Source organism: Pseudomonas sp. NPDC089534, assembly GCF_044749305.1.
Lineage (GTDB): Bacteria > Pseudomonadota > Gammaproteobacteria > Pseudomonadales > Pseudomonadaceae > Aquipseudomonas > Aquipseudomonas ekonensis.
Map to the genome: position 1 here is coordinate 33,483 of NZ_JBIVHR010000020.1, position 15,585 is coordinate 49,067.

A 15,585-nucleotide genomic window follows, 5' to 3' on the forward strand; every position below is an offset into this window, starting at 1 on the left:
GCGCTGCGCGCCCCAGCGGGAGCAAGCTCCCTCGCCACAGGGTAATTCACAGAGGCAAGCCCCATAGGTAAGCCAGGGCAAACCATAGGGACGTCCATCGGGGTTGTCTGGGGTGCGGGTATTATAGGGGCGACGCGGAAGCTTTTTGTGGTGAGGGAGCTTGCTCCCGCTGGACTGCGCAGCAGGCCTTCTTTTTGGGGGCCGCTGCGCGCCCCAGCGGGAGCAAGCTCCCTCGCCACAGGGTAATTCACAGAGGCAAGCCCCACAGGGTAAGCCACAGCTGCCGGTCAGCGCTTGTGGGTTTGCGGGATGAAGCCCGGCACGCCGGTCTCGACCACCGAGTTGAAGCGGATCCGGGTGGTGATGTCGTCCTTGATCTCTTGCATCGCCCGCATCGGCAAGGTGTCGATGTCGATGTTTTCCTGGATGTGCCCCGGCGTCGCCGATGTGGTGAGGAACGCGGTGCCGCGCTGCACCGCCCAGGCCAGCGCCACTTGGGCCGGGGTTTTGCCGACGCGGCGGGCGATGCCGGTGAGGACCGCGTCGTCCAGCACGTTGGGCGTCATGCCGTGGCCCAGCGGGGCGAAGGCCAGCAGGATGATGCCGTGGGCCTTGCAGAATTCCAGCATCTCCCACTCCGGCAGGTACGGGTGGGATTCGATCTGCACCACGGCGGGTTTGATCCGGGCGGCGGCGACGATCTCCTTGAGCGCCTCCAGGGTGATGTCCGACAGCCCGATGGACTTGCAGCGGCCTTCATCCACCAGGCTTTCCAGCGCCCGCCAGGTGTCGATCAGGCGCACCTCGCCATCGTAGATAACGTGGCCGAACACATCGCGCGGGTCCTGGTCGTCGCCGGCCTTGAAGGCGAACGGCGTGTGGATCAGGTAGCAGTCGACGTAATCGATCCCCAGCCGCTGGCAACTGGCCTCGAAGGCCGGTTTGACCCGCTCGGGGCGGTGGTTGGTGTTCCACAGCTTGGTGGTGATGAACACGTCTTCGCGGCGCACGGTGCCGGCGGCGAAGGTCCGCCGGAAGGCTTCGCCGATCTGTGTTTCGTTGCGGTAGCGCTCGGCGCAGTCGAAGTGGCGAAAGCCGGTTTCCAGCGCGCATTTGACCGCGTCGGTGGTGGTGCTCAGGTCGCGGAACAGCGTGCCGAACCCCACGGCGGGCATCGAGCCTGCGCCGTTGTTGAGCGGCAGGCGGGTGTCGCGCAGGGTGTCGTGGAAGGCTTCGTAGGTCATGGCGGTTCTCCGGGTGCGGGCGTTAAAGGGTGGTCGGGGCCGGGCGGCTGGCGAGGCGTTGGTCGTGGGCGCCGACGGCGTTGCCGCCGAGGGCCACGTACAGGCGCACGGCGTCGAGGTAGCGCGAGGTCTTCACCTGGATCTGCCCCAGCAGCGCCTGCTGATAGGCACGCTCGGCCTCCAGCACTTGCAGCAGGCTGTTTTCGCCCTGGGCGTAGGCCTGCCGGTTGAGGCGCAGGCTGGTGTCGGCGGCGCGCAGGGCGTCGCTTTGGGCCTGATCCTGCTCGGCGCTGTGGTTGATCGATTGCAGGGTGTCCGCCACTTGGCCGAAGGACTGGATCACCGTCTGCTGGTAGCGGGCGAGCGCGGCGTTGTAGCCCTCGACGGCGGCTTGACGCTCCGCTTCCAGGGTGCCGCCGTTGAAGATCGGCGCGGTCAGCCCGGCGGCGAAGCCCCACAGCGCGGCGCCGCCGTTGCCCGACGCGGCCTGGGCCAGCGAGGCCGACAGTTCGACGTGCGGGTACAAGTTGGCCGTCGCCACGCCCACCGCCGCGCTGGCGATGTGCAGCTCGGATTCGGCTTGCAGGATGTCGGGGCGGGTGCGGGCCGTTTCCGACGGCAGGCTGACCGGGATGTTCGACGGCAGGGCGAACTCGTCGAGGGTGAAGTCCGGCGCGATCCAGTCCGCCGGGCCTTTGCCGGCCAGCACCGACAGCGCATGCCGCGCCGCGTCCCGTTGCTGGGCCAGGGGCGGCAGCAGGGTGCGGTCCTGGGCCAGGCGGGTCTCGGCCAGCGACACGTCGATCTGGGTGCTGACGCCGCTCTGCTGCGCCTTGCGCACCAGGTCGAGGTTCTTCGTGTCGTTGGCCAGCAGGGTTTGCACCGCGCCGATCTGCGCGTTGGCCGAGGCCAGCAGCAAGGCCTGGCTGGCGACGTCGCCGGTCAGGGTGAGGTACGCGGCTTCGTAGCGGTGCCTTTGCAGGTCGGTCGCGGCTTGCTGCTCCTCGACCCGACGCTTGTTGCCGCCGAACACGTCCAGGTCGAACGCGACCCGCGGACCGATGGCATAGAAGTTCGACACGCTGGGCTGCGGGCCGTTGTGGGTGCGCTGGCGTCCGGCGGTGGCGGCGAAGTCCACCTGCGGGTACAGCGCGCCCTCGGCGGCGGCCACCGACGAGGCGGCCTGGCGCAGGGTGGCGTCGGCGGCCGCCAGTTCGAGGTTGCCGTCGATGGCGCGGCGCATCACTTGATCGAGCTTGGGCGAGCGCAGCGCCGTCCACCAGTCGCCGTCGAGGCGCTTGCCCATGTCGAAGCGCTGCTCGGCCTGGGGGTCGTAATGCTGCGAGGCGGTGGCGGCGGGCCGCTGGAAGTCGGGCCCGACGGTGCAGGCCGACAGCGACACCAGCAGGGCCAATGCGCTGAAGGCGGTCGGGATCGCAGACGGGGTGAAGCGTGCAGAAGTGTTCATTGTCCAGACTCCACGAAAATCAGTTGGCCGAAACGGTTTTGCGCAGGAACAGCACCAGCGGGCTCACCACCAGCATCGCCACCAGCAGGATCTTGAATTGGCCCATCACGGCGATGAACGCCGCCTGGTGGGTGGCCAGGTGATTGAGGCCTTCGAGCGCCGGCAGCGAGGTCGGCAGCGCCGTGCGGTAAGGCGTCAGTTGGCTGACCAGCGCCGAATGCACCGCCTGGGTGTTTTTGAAGAAAAAGATCTGCACCACCGCCACGCCCAGGGTGCTGCCGTAGACGCGAATCAGGTTGAACAGGCCGGTGGCCTCGGGGCGCAGCTTCGGTTCGAGGGTGCTGAAGGCGACCTTGCTCAGGGCCGGCATCAGGATCCCCAGGCCGACGCCCTGGATGAACCCGTTCACCGCCACGGGCGTCCAGTCCATCAGCGGCGAATAGCCGAGCATCAGCCAATTGGCGTAGGCCACCAGGGCAATGCCTGCGGCGATCAGCCAGCGGGCGTCGATCCACGCCGGCGCACGGATCGCCAGCAGGAACGCGCCGACCAGGCCGATGCCGCGCGGCACGGTCAACAGGCCCGTGGTGTCCGGCGGGTAGCCGAGGATCTCGTCGAGCATCGGCGAGGTCAGGGCCATGGTCGACAGCAGCACGAAGCCGAAGGCGAAGAAGATCGCCGTCGACAGCAGGAAGTTGCGGTCGGCGAACAGGGCCTTGTTGAAGAAATGCGCCTTGGCGGTCAGCACGTGCACGGCGAACAGGTAGAACCCGAGGGCGCAGGCCAGCGCTTCGGTCCAGATTTCCGGCGAGTCGAACCAGTCCAGCCGTTCGCCGCGGTCCAGGAACATCTGCAGGCCGATCATGCCGAGGGTGAAGGCGCCGTAGCCGAAGAAGTCGAACGAGGGGCGCTGTTCGGCTTTCTTCTCCGCCAGCAACAGGGTAACGGCCAGGAAGCTGTACGCCACCAGCGGCAGGCTGAGGTAGAACATCGGCCGCCAGTCGAAATGCTCGCAGATCAGGCCGCCGAGGCTCGGCCCGCTGACGATGCCGAGCAGCACCAGCGCCGTCCATTTCGGCCCGAAGGCGGGGCGGCGTTCGGCGGGCAGCGTCTCCAGGGCGATGCCCATCGACAACGGCGCCAGCACCCCGGCGGCGAGGCCTTGCAGGATGCGCGCGGTGATGAACGCCAGCGGCGTTTCGGCCAGGGTGGCGAGCCACAGGCCGAGGGCGAACGCGACCAGCGCCGTTTGGTAGACGCGCTTGAGCCCGAAGCGCCCGGCCAGCCACTGCGCCACCGGCGTGGTGATGGCGCTGGCGGCCAGGTAAGCGGTGAAGATCCAGCCGGCCTGATCGTCGGTCATCGATACGCTGCCCTGAATCAAACGCAGCGCGGCGTTGGGCAACGGCAGGTTGGCCGATTGCAGGTAGGTCGTGAGCAGGGCGACGAACCGCAGCGCCCGCGCATCGGCCGTCGTGGACGCGGTGGCGGCGTTCATCACGCGTCACCTGCGCCGAGCAGCGATTTGAACGGATACCACCACGGCGTGCGGTGCCCGGTGTCGACGGTGACCGTGGCGCTGGTGCCGGAGAACAGCGGCAGGGCCGGGTCGGCGGCGTCCAGTTCCAGGCGCACCGGAATCCGCTGCACCACCTTCACCCAGTTGCCGGTGGCATTCTCCGGCGGCAGCAGGGCGAAATCGGCGCCGGCGCCGGGGCTCATGCTGATGACGTGGGCCTGGAACGCGCGGTCCGGGTAGGTATCGAGGGTGATGGTGGCGCGTTGGCCGGGCCGCATGTGGGTCAGTTGCGTCTCGCGGAAGTTGGCCTCGACCCAGACTTCGCGGTCGGAGATCAGCGCGAACGCCGCCGCGCCGTTGTTGACGTAGTTGCCGACCTGCAAGTCGTCGACCTTGGCGACGATGCCGTCCTCGGGCGCGGTGACCGTCGCGTAGGACAGGTACAGCTGCGCTTCGTCGAGCTGGGCACGGGCTTCGCGCACGGTCGGGTGGCTGTCGGGGGCGATGTCCGGGTTGCCGTTGAGGGTGATGACCGTGCTGGCGATCTGTTGCTCGATGGACGCGATGCGCTGGCGCGACACCTTAAGGTCGGTCTCGGCGCGTTCGTACAAGGCCCGCGAGACGAACTCGGTAGCGATCAGCGCCTTCTTGCGGGCGAATTCCTTTTGGTCGAAGTCCGCCGACTCCTTGGCCGATTGCAGTTGCGCCTGCTGCTCGCGGTAGCTGGCCTTGAGGCCGTCGATGCGCAGGCGGGCGTTGCTCAGCTGGGCTTCGGCCCGGTCGACGGCGATCTGCAAGGGTTTGGGGTCGATGCGAAACAGCACCTGGCCCTTGCGCACGGACTGGTTGTCGTTGACGGCGATCTCGATGACCTGCCCGGACACCCGCGCATTGATCGAGGCCTTGGCCACGCGGGCGTAGGCGTTGTCGGTGGAAACGAACGGTTCGCCAGCCCGGTAGTGGCTGTAGCCGACCACCGCGAAGAGGGCGGGCAGGCCGGCCATCAGCCACGGTCGCAGCTTTTGCTTGATGGGCTTTCTCGGCGGCGCGTCGTTCAGGTGCGGGCCCGGATGTTCGTGGGCCGGTGCGGTTTTGAGGTCGAGTTGCGTTGTCATGATCGATACACCCTTGTCCGGGACATCGGGCCGACCGGTGCGCATTCGCCCGCGGCCCTGACGTGATTGGTTGCTGTGAGTCATCAAGTCCATGGGCGGCGGGAGGATCGCTCCACCGCTGTTTCGTCGTCGCTGCACCCGGTCCGAGCGCTGTTACAACAAACCCTGCCAACCAAGGAATTTCTGGTTCCTTGTTTTTGTGCGATGGTGTAAGAATATGAGCGAGAAATTTTTCCCGCAAGGAATTTATACGAGATGGCACAAAATAAACCGACAGCAGGAAAGGGCCGCGGCCGCCCGCGTGCCTACGATCCGCAAACGGCGCTGCAACAGGCCCTGGGCGTGTTCTGGAACACCGGCTATTCCGCCGCTTCGCTGGACAGCATCGCCAGCGCCGCCGGCATGAACCGCCCGAGCCTGTACGCTGCGTTCGGCGACAAGCACGCGCTGTACATCAAGGCGCTCGATCAGTATTGGGACACGGCGCACGCCGCCATGCAGGAGGCGCTGAACGACGCCAGCCTGACCCTGGAGCAGGCGCTGACGCGGTTCTACGAAGGGCAGTTGTCGATCTACTTTTCCGGCGACGGCGCGCCGCGAGGCTGCTTCGCCATCGGCACGGCGACCACCGAGGCGGTGGAGGATCCGGAGATCCGCGAGGTGCTGTCGCGGCGCCTCAGCCAGTTGGATGCGGACCTGGAGCAGCGCCTGCGCCGGGCCGTCGAGTCCGGCGAGCTGGAGGCCGGTGTGGATGCGGCGGCGTTGGCCCTGCTCGCGTCGTCGCTGCTGCACAGCATTTCGATCCGGGCGCGGGCCGGCAAATCCCGTCAGGAATTGACCGAACAGGCCCAAGGCGCCGTGCGGGTGATCTGTGGGTGAGGGTGGCCATGGACGGGCTTGAGGACATTCTGGCGCCGGGGCTGTCCGTGGTGTTCTGCGGGATCAATCCCGGATTGCTGGCTGCGGCCCAAGGGCACCATTTTGCGGGGCGGGGCAACCGCTTCTGGCGCACCCTGCACCTGGCCGGGTTTACGCCCGACGAGCTGCGCCCGGAGCAGGACCGCTCGATCCTGTTGCACGGCTGCGGGTTGACGGCGGTGGTGGAGCGGCCGACGGCGAGGGCGGATCAGCTGGCCGCCCATGAGTTCAGCGCGGCGGCTGCGGCGTTCGAAGGCAAGATCCTGCGGTATGCGCCGCGCGTCGTGGCGTTCTTGGGCAAGGCGGCCTATGCCGGGCTGACTGGCCAGAAGTCGGTGGCGTGGGGGCTTCAGGCGCAGGCGTTCGGCGACGCGGCGGTGTGGATCCTGCCCAATCCCAGCGGACGCAACCGGGCGTTTTCACAGGATCAGCTGGTGGCGGCTTATCGCTCGCTGCGCGAGGCGGTGGCTCAGCGGTCCTGAAGCCAGGTGTTCACCACCCGCCGATCCAGCTCTTCCCAGTCCGCCATGCCCAGCACCCGCGTGGTGTTCAGCCCGCGCAGGTAGCCGCGCAGCTGATTGGCCACCGCCTTGACGCGCTCGGGCTCGGTCGCCTCGCCCAGGGCGGTCTCGTACTCCACCAGGTAGTCGGCCACGCGGTCGCGGAATTCGGGCAGGACGGTGTCGCGGATCAGGTCAAAGGTTCGCACTCGGGGGTTCCTCACGGGTTGTTCTGATTGTGGTCGCACGGCTGCCAGTCTGCACGGCGGGCAACTATTGCTTCAAGTAATAGTGACCATCAAGAAACGCAAGTTCTGCTTTGCGGCCGATGGGCGGAAAATCGCCTCCATCGAAACGCAGCTCAAGGAATTTGCGCGATGAAGACTCTGACCCGACTGGCTATGGTCGCCCTGATGATGGGCGGGGTGGCCGCGACCGCACCGGCCAACGCAGACGACGCCCGGTCGTGCCATTTTCTGCCCGTCGCCGCCAGTTCGGCAGGTTTGCAGCACTCCCAGACCGTCGGCGTGCTGTACAGCGAAAACACCCTGGAGAACCTGCAATACCTTGAGCGCTACCACGATGTGGCGGTGAACGGCGCCAAAGGTGCGCTGGATGCGCGGATCCGCGACGCCTTCGTCAGCAGCTCCGACCCGGAGCTGGCCATCGACTGGCTGATGAGCTCGCTGCAACAGCAGTTTCTCTCGGTGACGGTCTACGACAGCCTCGATGCGCTGGTGCAGGCCCACCCCGACGTGGTGGTGATGCTCGACACCCACAACCGTCTGCTGACCCAACGCAACAGCCAGGTCGAGGCGCGTTTCGCCGCACGGTTCTACGACGCCGACCTGCAATACATCGGCAAGGCCGAAGGCGCCGTGGAGAAACAGATGCCGTCGGTGTGGGTGCACAACAAGGCCGCGCCGGAAATCGCCGCGCAGATCGCCCGGCAGCGCGACCTGCAACTGAACGCCTTGAAGCAGTTCGACGACTCGCTCAAGGCCCTGGTGGCCGCCGGCTGAACCGGCCCCGAAAAACATAACGGCAACGACGGCGCCCGTGACGCCAGACGTTGCCGATGAACCGAACCGTTATTTTCAGGATGTGATTCATGCGTGCTTTCTTCTTTCCCGCTTTCGCCTTGGCCGCCGCGACGCTCGCCGGCTGCGCCAGCGCACCGAACGACCCGAGCCTGACCTTGCAGACCCGCAAGACGCCCGCCGAGTACGCCGATTGCGTCGTGCCGAAACTGCAGGGCCGTGCGCTGAACCCGAGCGTGTCGCAGACCCAGCGCAGCTACCGCATCGTGGTGCCGAGCAAGGTCGCCGCCGACAACGTGCTGGAGGCCTACAAGTCCGGCAGCGGCGGCAAGGTGTTCGTCTACGAGCGCCACCTGCTGGCCTCCAACTTCATGCCGTCGAGTTTCGAGCGCGCCGCCCAGGACTGCCTCTGACCCGCAATACCCGCTTGCTCTGAACGCTCCTTTGGTTGGCCGCAACCAACCAAATTCCCTTGCCCCGCTCTGCGGGGCTTTTTTTTGCGCGCGCGGCCGGGCCGGCGTCTACAGTTCCCGGACGTCAACCGGAGAGGTCAGCCATGAACACGGAACCCACCGAATCAGCCTCCGCGCTCATCGACCGACGGATCGCCGAACTGGCCGACTGGCGCGGCGAAACGCTGGCGCATGTCCGCGCGCTCATCCATCAGGCCGTGCCCGAGGTGGTGGAGGAGTGGAAGTGGCGGGGCGTGCCGGTGTGGTCCTGCGGCGGCATCCTCTGCACCGGGGAAACCTACAAGACCGCCGTGAAACTGACCTTCGCCAAGGGCGCCGCGCTGGACGATCCCGCCGGGCTGTTCAACGCCAGCCTGGAGGGCAACACCCGGCGGGCCATCGATGTGCATGAGGGCGAGCGCCTGGACGAGGCGGCGTTCAAGGCGTTGATCCTGTCCGCCGCGGCCCTGAACGGTTCGAAGAAAAAGGCCTGAAGAACGGACGGATCGCGCAGGATCCGGACAGATCGCGCAGGGATTTTCGGCGGGCGGTGGTTTGTCACATAGAGCACCCATGGATTTCCGATAGTGGCCAGCCCAACCGGATTTTCATGAGGCTGCACTGTGTTCCGACGTCTTCTGTGTTCGCTGTCCGTTTTGAGCGTGTCCATCGCCGCGGCCCAGGCCGCTGCCCTCGATACGCCTCGCCTGCAAGGCATCGACAACTTCCGCGACATCGCCGGCACCACCGACGCCTACTCCACGGCCCACGACGGCACGATGCGGGCCGGGGTGTTCTACCGCTCCAACGCGCTGACTCCGGTGGGGGCGGATCTGGCGACCCTCAACGGCCTGGGCATCACGGCCATCTACGACCTGCGCACCCCCAGCGAAATCGCCGCCACGCCGGACACCCTCATCAGCGGCGCCCGTTACAGCAACATCGACATCATCGGCAGCGCCACCTCGGGCGCGAACATCACCACGGTGTCGTTCCACAGCGCCGCCGAGGCCGTCGCGATGATGCAGCAGACCAACCGTGCGTTCGTCAGCGACGCCGGCATGCGCAGCCAGTTCAGCCGCTTGTTCAACGAGTTGGCCAGCGCCGACGGCGCCGCGCTGTTCCATTGCACCGCCGGCAAGGACCGCACCGGTTGGACCGCGGCCGTGCTGCAGAGCATCGCCGGGGTCGACAGCGCCACGATCATGAGCAATTACCTGGCGACCAACGGCTACACCGCCGCCCGCGTGGCGAAGACCCTGGCGATGATGCCGGCGGGCATGGCGGCGATCTATGCGCCGCTGCTCGGCGTCGAGGCCAGTTACCTGCAAGCGGGGCTGGACCAGGTGACGGCCCAGTACGGCAGCATGGACAACTACCTCAAGCAAGGGCTCGGGCTGTCGCAGGAAACGATCTACGTGCTGCGCGGCAAAATGGTCGAGTACAACAGCCTGCCGGGCGAGGCGGGGTTGGCCGGCAACGCCGCCGCCGGGGCGCAGTTCCTGCGGCAGTTGCAGGGCACGGCGCTGTCGGGCACCTACAGCGCCTACAACTACTACCTGCAATCGGCCATCGACGCGGGCAGCCTGGGCGGGGTCGAGTCCACCGTCGGCGGGCAGGTGCATGCCGATGCGGCCAGTTACCTGTTGCGCCAGGGGGCGATGATCGACCGGACGGCCGCGCCCTATGCCAGCGGGACGGATCTGAAGGTTGGCCAGTATCGGCTTTGGACGACGGCGCTGGCGGGGTATCTGGGCACCGACGGTTCCTCCCATGCCGCCAGCAGCAACGAACATAGCCAAGGCACGATGGTCGGGGTGACCCGGCGCTTCACCGAACAGCTCAGCGGCCATGCCGGTTTCGGCTACAGCAAGGGCAGCGTCGGCGGGGCCGGAGGCGAGGCGGACACCGACCTGACGTTTTTCTCGGTGGGCGCACGCTTTGCGCCGGACGGGTTGGAGCGGGGGCTGTTCGTCGATGCAAGCGCCAATGCCGGCTGGCTCGATTACGACAGCAAGCGCGACCTGGGCGGCGGTTTGGGCACGGCCAAGGGCGACAGCCATGGCAACCTGTCGGGCGCGACGCTGGCGCTCGGGCATCGCCTGCCGTTGGGCGGCATGAGCCTTGAGCCGAGCCTTGGCGTGCGGGTCAGCCATCTGGATCTGTCGGGCTTCAAGGAGAAGGGCAGCGAACTGGCCCTCGACGTGGACGGCATCCAGGAGACCCGCCGCAGCGCCGTGGCCAATCTCGACATGGCGTTCGCGCCGGTGCGGATGGGCGAGTGGCGACTGGTGCCGGGCGTGCAGGTGGGGTACGAGCATGTGCTGGGCGACCGTTCGGTCGACAGCCAAGGGCACCTGCTGGGCCTGGACATCGAACAGCGCGCCGCCTACGACAACCGCGACCCGTTCACCGGCGGCGTGAACCTCACCGCCAGCCTCGGCGCACTGAGCCTGGGCGCCGAACTCGGCGCCAGCGGCGGCGGTGACAGCCACGGCTTCGGCGGCGGCCTCAAGGCCAGTTACCTCTTCTGAAGCCTGTGCCATAGGTATCCCGGGTGTTTGCAGGATCCAGGTGCACAACAAAACCTGTAGGAGCTTGCCTGCAAGCGATGAGGCCAGCACTGCTGACCCACCGCCATCGCCAGCAGGCTGGCTCCCACAGGTATCTCAGGTGTTTGCAGGATCTAGGCACACCACAAAAACCTGTGGGAGCTGGCTTGCCAGCGATGAAGCCGGACCAGCCGACATCTCTGTTGCCTGACTCACCGCTATCGCCAGCAGGCTGGCTCCCACAATGGGTCCAGGGTGTTTGCAAAATCCATGTGCACCATAGAGCCCTGTGGGAGCTGGCTTGCCAGCGATGAGGCCATCACAGCCGACATCTCCGGTGCCTGACTCACCGCTATCGCCAGCAGGCTGGCTCCCACAAAGGATCCAGGGTGTTTGCAAAATCCATGTGCACCATAGAGCCCTGTGGGAGCTGGCTTGCCAGCGATGAGGCCATCACAGCCGACATCTCCGGTGCCTGACTCACCGCTATCGCCAGCAGGCTGGCTCCCACAAAGGATCCAAGGTGTTTGCAAAATTCATGTGCACCATAGAGCCCTGTGGGAGCTGGCTTGCCAGCGATGAGGCCATCACAGCCGACATCTCCGGTGCCTGACTCACCGCCATCGCCAGCAGGCTGGCTCCCACAAAGGATCCAGGGTGTTTGCAACATTCATGTGCACCATAGGTCCCACAGGTATCTCAGGTGTTTGCAGGATCTAGGCACACCACAAAAAACCTGTGGGAGCTTGCCTGCAAGCGATGAGGCCGGCACTGCCGACATCTCTGTTGCCTGCTCCGCCGCCATCGCCAGCAACCCGTCTCCTACAGGCGCAAGCCTTTGCGCAGCTGTGCCGGGCTCACGCCATAGGCCTGCTGAAAGTACTGGCTGAACCGGCCCACATTGCTGAATCCCAACCGCAGCGCGACGTCGGTCACCGACGGTGCGCCGTTCCGGGCCAGGATGTCGTGCGCATGCTCAAGCCGTACCCGGCGCTGATAGGCGACGATGGACATCCCCGTGAACCGTCGAAACCCGTCCTGCAAGGCACGCAGGCTGACGTTGCTCAACCGCGCCAGTTCCGCGCCGCTGACCGTTTCGCCGGGATGCGCCCGAAGGTAGTCGATGGCCAGCTTCACCGGCCGAGGCGCAATCGACGGCTCAGGCCGGCGCAAGGCCTGGGAGAAGTTGTGGGGCCAGGCCTCCAGCACCGCGTCCACCAGCATGTCCCGCAGGCGCGAGGGCATCAGCGAGCCGGCGTTGAGCAGCAGGTCGAACTCGGCGCCCGTGGCCAGTTCGATCAGCGCCCGGATGCCCTGAAAGGCCGGACTGTCCAGCGCCACCACCGGCTCGAAGTGCAGCTTGTGCAGGATCGGCCGCCCCAGCAGCGTCGACAGCCGTTCGGTCAGCGCCGCCCGGCTGACCGACAGGCCGTGCTGGGCATGGTTGTCGATGAAGCGCATCGAGCGCAGCTCCGCCTTGTCGATGGCCAGCCCGGTGTGGGTGACGCCGACCGACTCGGTGCGGTGGCTGAACAGGATCTTGCCCGCCGTGGGCAGGACGAAGGTGATCTCATCGAACGGCTCGGGAAACGCCACCGAAAAATCGCCCCGGTAATGCATGCGCCGGAAGCTCACGCCGTCGTGGCGGCCATAGACGCCGCCGATGATGATGTCCTTGGGCGGCGGCGGGGTGTCGGCATAGCGGTTGCCGAACATTCGGGAGAAGACCGCGCCGAACTCGTCGCAGGTCATGTCGCTGGATCGCAGGATGATGTGCTGTCGCGTCGTGCTTGAGAACACCTGGGGGTCGCCTTGGCCGGGGAAGGATGCGTGGATCGCAAAAGCGCACACACGCTAGCAGCCCAGCATGACAGCCCCGTGAACGGCGGCGCCGTCGCGACGGGCCCGATGCCTGCCGCGACGGCGCCGGGCGATCGTCAGCTCAACGTCCCCGGCGCAATCCCCAGCAACCCGGACAAGGTGTTGACGATGGCCTGCTGGCGGGCCCGGTCGGCCTGGTGCTGCGCTTCGGCGGCGGCCACGTCGGCGTCGCAGTGCGGGCATTGCGTCTCGTGGGCGTGGATGTATTGCAGGCAGTGCCGGCACAGCGCCAGTTGCTCGGGGATGCGGCCTTCTTCCGGGGATTTCTGCCCCTGGTTGAGCCAGGCCAGTTTGACCACCTGGCCGCTGTCGCTGACGCTGCTGACCCGCTCGCCGGTGTCGATGCGTTCGGTGATCAGGTCGAAGCGCCCGACGGCGAAGGACTGCGGCGCGGCGTCCTGCAGTTTGACGATGCGTTCGCGCAGCCCGCGCTTCTGCAGCTCCAGGGTGCGGTAGTGGCAGTAGGGGTTGTTGCCGGGCTTGCCCAGCAGCGAGTGCGACGTCCAGGTGCAGCCGCCCCGGCAGACGTCGTTGTAGTAGCAGGTGCGGCAGTGGCCCCACAGGTCGTCGACCGAGCGCAGGCGGCCGAAGTGGATGCCCTCGCTGTAGTGCCAGATGTCGTGCAGGCTCATGTTGCGCACGTTGCCCCCGGAAAAGCCCACCGTCGCCAGGGACGGGCAGCCCTTGACCGTGCCGTCGGCCTCCAGCGCCAGCACGGTCTGGCCGGCGGCGCAGCCGCTCCAGTGCACGCGTTCGTCGCCGAAGCCGCGCCACAGATGTTCGTAAGGGCCGTAATAGCCGATGTTGTTGCCGACGTTCATCAACAGGCCCCGGTCCAGGCCTTCGCGGTAGAGGCGGGCGAGCAGCGGCATCACCTCCAGCAGTTGATAGGGTTGGAGCAGCAGCTCCGGATGATCGACCGCGTTGCCCATGGCCACGGTCAGCTGGATCTGCCAGTGGGTGGCGCCCAGGCCGATGATGGTGTCCATCAGTTCCGGCAGGTCGGGCAGGGTGGCGGCGCCGATCTGGGTGTTGACGCTCACCGCCAGCCCCGACGCTTTCGCCCGGCGCAGGGTGTCCACGGCCTTGTCGAACGAGCCGGGCACGTTGCGCACCGCGTCGTGCAGCGGGGCGAGGCCGTCGAGGGACACGCCGACGCCGTTGAGGCCGGCGTCCACCGCCGCCTGCATCTTGGCCGGCGTCAGGTTGCGGCCGCCGGTCTGGATGGCGCAGTACATGCCGTGGTCGCGGATGGCCTGGATCAGTTGCGTCCAGTCCTTGCGCAGGTAGGCTTCGCCGCCGATCAGGGTGATCTCGCGGGTGCCGAGGGCGGCCAGGGCGTCGATCACGTCCAGGCATTCGCGGGTGCTCAGCTCGCCGGTGCGCCGGTGGCCGGCGCGGGAGCCGCAATGCAGGCACTTGAGGTCGCAGGCCAGGGTGATTTCCCAGACCACATGGACCGGCACGTAGCGTTTGAGGTCGGACTCGCTCAGGTAGCGGGCAGGGCGGGTGTCTGTCATGGCAGGTCCTTGCGCACGGTCGCGTGCGCGACACGGAGGGAGGGCGACAGAAACCCGGCGAGGCCGTCGGGGCCCCGCCGGGAACCGACGGGTCAGCGCGCTTCCAGTCGGGCGATCTCCGCGTTCAGTTGCTCCAGGGCACTGCGCAGCGAGGCCTCGTGGGCCACTTGCTGTTCACCCTGCTGCACCACGGTCTTGAGTTGCGCCACGTCGCCGCCGGCCTGGGCCTGTTGCACGGCCACGGCGTACAGGGGGATGTGCGGATGCGGCACCGGCTTGGCCTCGACAGGGGCGGCCTGGTGCACCGCGACATGCTTCACCGCATTCCACTGGCCCTCGTACTCGTAGCGGTAGTCGGCAAAGCCGCTGGCCCAGTCGTCGCCCAACAGGCCCTTGAGGTGGAAGGTCTGGGCGATCTGGCTGAGCGGGCCGCTGGGGCTGCCGTCGAGGTTGAGGACGATGTGGTGCTCGGCCGAAGGCGCCAGCTTGAGCTGGCTGTAGGTGCCCCAGACCCGGGCGTGGAAATTGACCGGCGGCCAGGTGCTCTGAAAGACGCTGGCCACGCCGCCGACTTTCTTGGAGACGGTGTTGACGACAAGGTCCACGGTCAGGACCGGTGCGCCCAGCAAATCGTTTCTGACGATGAGGCGGGTATGGAAAAGTCCGATCGACATGATGCTGCTCCCTAAAGTGAATGACGGTTCCGGTGGCCGATCAGCGGCTCAGCAGTTGGCTGAGTTCTTTCTTGGCGGATTCCAGCGCGATGCGCAGCTGCGGCAGTTGCTCCAGTTGCTGCTTGCCGAGCTTGGCGAGGTTTTTCATCTGGGCCAGGTCGCCGGCGGCGATGGCGCTTTGGATCGGCGCGGCGTACAGCGGCATGATCGGGCGGTACGGCTCGATCACAGGGCCCGGCTCGAACGGCGGCAGCACATGGGACTGCACCGGTTGCAGGTGCGCCGGCACGTTGTTGACCTCAACCCATTGGGTGCCGTTGAGGTATTGGTAGTTGGCGACGCCTTCTTTCCAGTCGGTGCCGACCACCAGGTGCACCCTGAAATTGACGATGGAGTTGGAGCCCGGTCCGCCGTGGTTGCCCTGGGCGGTGATGAGGATTTTGCTGATCCCAGGCTTCATGACGGTCAGGTAGGTGTACTCGCCCCAGACATCGGAGTGCACGTCGAGCGGTGGGTTGGTCGCCTGGGTGACGGCGGCGGTGCCGGTGACTTCCTGCTGCGGCGTGGAGACCAGCAGGTTGAGCGCCAGGCTTTGCGCGCCGGGCTGGCCCGTGCCGATCCGGTAGCACACCGGGAACAGGCCGACGTTTTGTTGCGAAACAGAACCAGACATGGTGATTGCCTCCATTGCAATGCGGGTGA

At 66.8% G+C, this 15,585-nt stretch carries 15 protein-coding genes; 6 read left to right on the forward strand and 9 right to left on the reverse strand.

The genetic code is table 11. The annotated features are described in order from the left end of the window. Positions 1-287: 287 nt before the first annotated feature. From ACIP0B_RS08755 to ACIP0B_RS08770, 4 genes are read right to left on the reverse strand one after another with little or no spacing between them, the layout of a single operon-like run. Positions 288-1,244 carry an aldo/keto reductase gene (locus ACIP0B_RS08755; protein ID WP_400831240.1) on the reverse strand — a complete coding sequence of 319 codons (957 nt, stop codon included), beginning with the start codon at positions 1,242-1,244 and terminating at the stop codon, positions 288-290. A gap of 22 nt (positions 1,245-1,266) precedes the next feature. Further along, positions 1,267-2,712 carry an efflux transporter outer membrane subunit gene (locus ACIP0B_RS08760; RefSeq protein ID WP_400831241.1) on the reverse strand — a complete coding sequence of 482 codons (1,446 nt, stop codon included), beginning with the start codon at positions 2,710-2,712 and terminating at the stop codon, positions 1,267-1,269. Between the two features lie 19 nt (positions 2,713-2,731). Then, positions 2,732-4,210 carry a DHA2 family efflux MFS transporter permease subunit gene (locus tag ACIP0B_RS08765; RefSeq protein WP_400831242.1) on the reverse strand — a complete coding sequence of 493 codons (1,479 nt, stop codon included), beginning with the start codon at positions 4,208-4,210 and terminating at the stop codon, positions 2,732-2,734. Beyond that, positions 4,210-5,346, reverse strand: coding sequence for an HlyD family secretion protein (locus ACIP0B_RS08770; RefSeq protein ID WP_400831244.1), 1,137 nt, complete (start codon positions 5,344-5,346; stop codon positions 4,210-4,212). Before ACIP0B_RS08770 ends, ACIP0B_RS08765 begins: the two co-directional genes overlap by 1 nt. A gap of 255 nt (positions 5,347-5,601) precedes the next feature. On the opposite strand from ACIP0B_RS08770, the gene ACIP0B_RS08775 reads away from it, so the two are divergent. Both ACIP0B_RS08775 and mug read left to right on the forward strand, forming a co-directional pair. After that, positions 5,602-6,225 carry a TetR/AcrR family transcriptional regulator gene (locus tag ACIP0B_RS08775; RefSeq protein ID WP_400831245.1) on the forward strand — a complete coding sequence of 208 codons (624 nt, stop codon included), beginning with the start codon at positions 5,602-5,604 and terminating at the stop codon, positions 6,223-6,225. Positions 6,226-6,233: 8 nt separating this feature from the next. Continuing rightward, positions 6,234-6,746, forward strand: coding sequence for a G/U mismatch-specific DNA glycosylase (mug, locus tag ACIP0B_RS08780; RefSeq protein ID WP_400831247.1), 513 nt, complete (start codon positions 6,234-6,236; stop codon positions 6,744-6,746). On the opposite strand, the gene ACIP0B_RS08785 is transcribed toward mug, so the two are convergent. Beyond that, positions 6,734-6,973: a hypothetical protein gene (locus ACIP0B_RS08785; RefSeq protein WP_400831248.1), complete on the reverse strand. Its 240-nt coding sequence runs from the start codon at positions 6,971-6,973 to the stop codon at positions 6,734-6,736. The genes mug and ACIP0B_RS08785 overlap by 13 nt on opposite strands. Before the next feature lie 168 nt (positions 6,974-7,141). Between ACIP0B_RS08785 and ACIP0B_RS08790 the strand changes: the two genes are divergently transcribed. The 4 genes from ACIP0B_RS08790 (at position 7,142) to ACIP0B_RS08805 (ending at position 10,790) form a co-directional block, all read left to right on the forward strand. After that, the gene (locus ACIP0B_RS08790) at positions 7,142-7,786 is read left to right on the forward strand and encodes an ATPase (protein ID WP_400831250.1); all 645 of its coding nucleotides are present in this window, start codon (positions 7,142-7,144) and stop codon (positions 7,784-7,786) included. Between the two features lie 89 nt (positions 7,787-7,875). Next, the gene (locus tag ACIP0B_RS08795) at positions 7,876-8,217 is read left to right on the forward strand and encodes a hypothetical protein (RefSeq protein WP_400831252.1); all 342 of its coding nucleotides are present in this window, start codon (positions 7,876-7,878) and stop codon (positions 8,215-8,217) included. Between the two features lie 143 nt (positions 8,218-8,360). Further along, positions 8,361-8,750: a DUF1801 domain-containing protein gene (locus tag ACIP0B_RS08800; protein ID WP_400831253.1), complete on the forward strand. Its 390-nt coding sequence runs from the start codon at positions 8,361-8,363 to the stop codon at positions 8,748-8,750. A 129-nt stretch (positions 8,751-8,879) separates the two neighbouring features. Next, positions 8,880-10,790: a tyrosine-protein phosphatase gene (locus ACIP0B_RS08805; RefSeq protein WP_400831255.1), complete on the forward strand. Its 1,911-nt coding sequence runs from the start codon at positions 8,880-8,882 to the stop codon at positions 10,788-10,790. Positions 10,791-11,630: 840 nt separating this feature from the next. Here the strand turns inward: ACIP0B_RS08805 and ACIP0B_RS08810 are convergent. The 4 genes from ACIP0B_RS08810 to ACIP0B_RS08825 all read right to left on the reverse strand — a co-directional run bounded on the left by ACIP0B_RS08810 (position 11,631) and on the right by ACIP0B_RS08825 (position 15,556). Beyond that, complete coding sequence (locus tag ACIP0B_RS08810) at positions 11,631-12,560, reverse strand: AraC family transcriptional regulator (protein ID WP_400831256.1); 930 nt, start codon at positions 12,558-12,560, stop codon at positions 11,631-11,633. Positions 12,561-12,745: 185 nt separating this feature from the next. Next, on the reverse strand, positions 12,746-14,209 hold the full coding sequence (locus tag ACIP0B_RS08815; protein ID WP_400831258.1) for a GDL motif peptide-associated radical SAM/SPASM maturase: 1,464 nt from the start codon (positions 14,207-14,209) through the stop codon (positions 12,746-12,748). A gap of 92 nt (positions 14,210-14,301) precedes the next feature. Next, positions 14,302-14,883 carry a DUF1842 domain-containing protein gene (locus ACIP0B_RS08820; RefSeq protein ID WP_400831259.1) on the reverse strand — a complete coding sequence of 194 codons (582 nt, stop codon included), beginning with the start codon at positions 14,881-14,883 and terminating at the stop codon, positions 14,302-14,304. 40 nt (positions 14,884-14,923) lie between these two features. Then, positions 14,924-15,556: a DUF1842 domain-containing protein gene (locus ACIP0B_RS08825; RefSeq protein WP_400831260.1), complete on the reverse strand. Its 633-nt coding sequence runs from the start codon at positions 15,554-15,556 to the stop codon at positions 14,924-14,926. Positions 15,557-15,585 lie beyond the last annotated feature (29 nt).

Excerpts from the sequence above, each read along its gene's own strand:
- ACIP0B_RS08755 (WP_400831240.1), bottom strand. The coding sequence starts at position 1,244 with ATGACCTACGAAGCCTTCCACGACACCCTGCGCGACACCCGCCTGCCG.
- ACIP0B_RS08760 (WP_400831241.1), bottom strand. The coding sequence starts at position 2,712 with ATGAACACTTCTGCACGCTTCACCCCGTCTGCGATCCCGACCGCCTTC.
- ACIP0B_RS08765 (WP_400831242.1), bottom strand. The coding sequence starts at position 4,210 with ATGAACGCCGCCACCGCGTCCACGACGGCCGATGCGCGGGCGCTGCGG.
- ACIP0B_RS08770 (WP_400831244.1), bottom strand. The coding sequence starts at position 5,346 with ATGACAACGCAACTCGACCTCAAAACCGCACCGGCCCACGAACATCCG.
- ACIP0B_RS08775 (WP_400831245.1), top strand. The coding sequence starts at position 5,602 with ATGGCACAAAATAAACCGACAGCAGGAAAGGGCCGCGGCCGCCCGCGT.
- mug (WP_400831247.1), top strand. The coding sequence starts at position 6,234 with ATGGACGGGCTTGAGGACATTCTGGCGCCGGGGCTGTCCGTGGTGTTC.
- ACIP0B_RS08790 (WP_400831250.1), top strand. The coding sequence starts at position 7,142 with ATGAAGACTCTGACCCGACTGGCTATGGTCGCCCTGATGATGGGCGGG.
- ACIP0B_RS08795 (WP_400831252.1), top strand. The coding sequence starts at position 7,876 with ATGCGTGCTTTCTTCTTTCCCGCTTTCGCCTTGGCCGCCGCGACGCTC.
- ACIP0B_RS08800 (WP_400831253.1), top strand. The coding sequence starts at position 8,361 with ATGAACACGGAACCCACCGAATCAGCCTCCGCGCTCATCGACCGACGG.
- ACIP0B_RS08810 (WP_400831256.1), bottom strand. The coding sequence starts at position 12,560 with ATGACCTGCGACGAGTTCGGCGCGGTCTTCTCCCGAATGTTCGGCAAC.
- ACIP0B_RS08815 (WP_400831258.1), bottom strand. The coding sequence starts at position 14,209 with ATGACAGACACCCGCCCTGCCCGCTACCTGAGCGAGTCCGACCTCAAA.
- ACIP0B_RS08820 (WP_400831259.1), bottom strand. The coding sequence starts at position 14,883 with ATGTCGATCGGACTTTTCCATACCCGCCTCATCGTCAGAAACGATTTG.
- ACIP0B_RS08825 (WP_400831260.1), bottom strand. The coding sequence starts at position 15,556 with ATGTCTGGTTCTGTTTCGCAACAAAACGTCGGCCTGTTCCCGGTGTGC.